Below are 2542 nucleotides of genomic sequence, written 5' to 3'. Positions count from 1 at the left end.
GGAATATCGAGAGTGTTTCCTCTATCCTTTCTCTTCGCTGTGCTTATCTCAATGGTCAACTTTCTACTTGATGTATCTGCAAAAGTGAGATCCACCCAAGAATTGGTGTAAAAAAGGTAGCCGAAAAAATATCAGAGGAGACCGAAGAAAAGGAAGAATTAATGTAATGGGAGGTCTGAGGTATTCAGACAAAAAAAGGTTTGTAGATTTTCTAAATAAAGGCAATTCATATAATTTTTATAGAGTCCTAAAAATCTTTTACCAAGAGCTAATTAATGAATGGGTATCAGCAGGTAATCAAGCATCAGAATTTGCAGAAAAGGGAGCAAAAATAGTAATCATCCTTGACAATGCGAGTTTTCACAAAAAAGAAGAGTACCTCGAAAAAATTGAGACAGAATTACCTAACATTCATTTAGAATTCCTCCCGGAATATAGCCCAGACTATAATTTGATTGAATTAGTCTGGCATTCGACAAAAGAATATATTGCAAATCGACTTTTTACATCAATTGAAGAGCTAAGTAAGTCGGCGCAAAAAAACCTAACTATGTTAAAATAAGTAAACACAGAGAATAGATATACTAAGGCAACTCAATATATGGGCGCTAGATTAAGAGTATTTCTCACTCAAAAGCAAAACCAAACCCTATTAGAACTGAGAACTGCGGATGTACCACAAAAAGTAAAAGATCGAGCAGAAGTAATTAGATTAAATGCACATGGCTGGTACGTTGAAAAAATAGCGACTCATTTTAAGTGGACACCACAAACTGTGAGAGAGGTTTTACATAAATGGCTGCATCTAGGCATGGAAGGGCTTTGGGAATTACCAGGTAGAGGGGGAAAACCGAAGTGGAAAGAAGAAGACATAGAATTTTTAGCAGAATGCCTCAAAAAAGAACCACGTACATATAACAGTCTTCAACTAGCCCAGAAATTAGAAAAAGAGCGTTCTATTAAACTAAGTCTCGATCGATTAAGACGGATACTAAAAAAAAAGGGTTTATTTGGAAACGAGCGAGGAAGAGTCACAAAAGAAAACAAGAAGCCGTAGTACGAAAAATCAAGCTCTCCTGACCTAGATATGTTGGAATGGGCAGCGGCGGCGGGAGAAATCGACTTAAAATATTTAGATGAATCAGGGTTTTGTGCTTGGAGTGAACCTGGTTATACTTATTACCAACTTTCGTGAGCAAAAACGGCTAGAACAAACGAAAAGGCGTGGTCGTAGATTAAGTATTGTAGGGCTTCTTCAACAGGAAGTAAGCTTTGTTTACGGTTTGGTAATTGGGGGTGTCGATCGAAAAGCTTATATCAAAATGATGGAGCAAGAAGCCCAACAAGCTGCCCAGATTGGACGACCGAGAGTAATTGTACAAGACAACGGTCCCATACATCGGTGTCAGGAAGTTCAACAGTTATGGTCAAAGTGGGAAAATCAGGGTTTATATATCTTTTTCTTACCCAAGTATTGTTCTGAAATGAATCCAATCGAATTAGAGTGGCAACACATTAAAAAAGATGAATTAGCAGGACAAATGTTTGAGGATGAATTAGATCTCGCCTACGCCGTAATTCAGGGAGTAGAAGTTAGAGGAGAAAGAGGAAACTACCGTACACAACGTGTTAAATTTAACTCCAAGACGGGTACTTAATATTTCGTTACATAAAGATAAATTTTCCCACCTACCTACTTAGAGTGTTTATTAAATCGCCTCTTAAATGAAGGAGAGTTAATTATTAAATGGGGAAGAAAAGTCAAAAATAAGGGTAATGCTTGTATCACAGTTTAAATGTACAACAGCTTAACAAGTTGAGGAAGTGAGTATTGATATGTGGGGAGGATTTCCAAAAGTTATAGAACAAGTATTCCCAAAAGCCAAAATTGTCATCGACCGTTTTCACGTGATGAAAGCCGTTAATAAAGACTTGAATAAGTTGCGCCGAGCAGTAGGAATTACAGATAGAGGCAACAAATACTTATTGTTGAGTAATCGAAGCAACCTTAGTTCCGACCAAATTGAAAGGTTGGCAATCATTTTGGAAAAATCAGAATGCCTAAGAATTGCTTATGAGATGAAAGAAGAGTTTCGGGAAATATACGACACCGATATGACCGTCAAAATAGCCCAGACAAAGTTCAAGGATTGGCTGAATTATGCAAAGAGATTTTTTCAAGAATCAGGTTCGACAATTGTCAATCATTTTGAAGGAATTTGTAACTACTTTATTAATAGTACAACAAGTGGCGTTATGGAAGGGATAAATAATCGAATTAAGCTAATTATGCGACAAGGATATGGCTTTTCAAACTTTGATAATTTTCGAGAACGTGTATTATAGCATTTCTCAGAAAGATGAGGTATGATCTAACTGACTTGAACGGAGTGAAAATATAGAAACCTAAAATGTTATGCAGCTCTAATTAAATGGAGCGCTTTTCGAGCAGTAGTCCCTCACCCCATAGCAGTCACTCGAATGACAACTATCAATAATTTTAGCAAGTATCACACAGGAGTAAAAATGAAAACTTATTCTC

General features: G+C 36.8%; 3 pseudogenes. All 3 read left to right on the top strand.

What is annotated here, in order from left to right:
- Positions 1–103 precede the first annotated feature (103 nt).
- A pseudogene (locus tag E5S67_RS31670) lies at positions 104–547 on the top strand (IS630 family transposase); the annotation flags it as partial.
- Between the two features lie 54 nt (positions 548–601).
- A pseudogene (locus E5S67_RS31665) lies at positions 602–1658 on the top strand (IS630 family transposase).
- A gap of 154 nt (positions 1659–1812) precedes the next feature.
- Positions 1813–2346, top strand: a pseudogene (locus E5S67_RS31660) (ISL3 family transposase); the annotation flags it as partial.
- Positions 2347–2542 lie beyond the last annotated feature (196 nt).

The sequence above is a fragment of the Microcoleus asticus IPMA8 genome (assembly GCF_013179805.1).
In the GTDB taxonomy this organism is placed as follows: Bacteria; Cyanobacteriota; Cyanobacteriia; order Cyanobacteriales; family Microcoleaceae; genus Microcoleus; species Microcoleus asticus.
The sequence above is the reverse complement of the archived record's forward strand: the minus strand, read 5'-3'. Positions and strand labels throughout refer to the sequence as shown.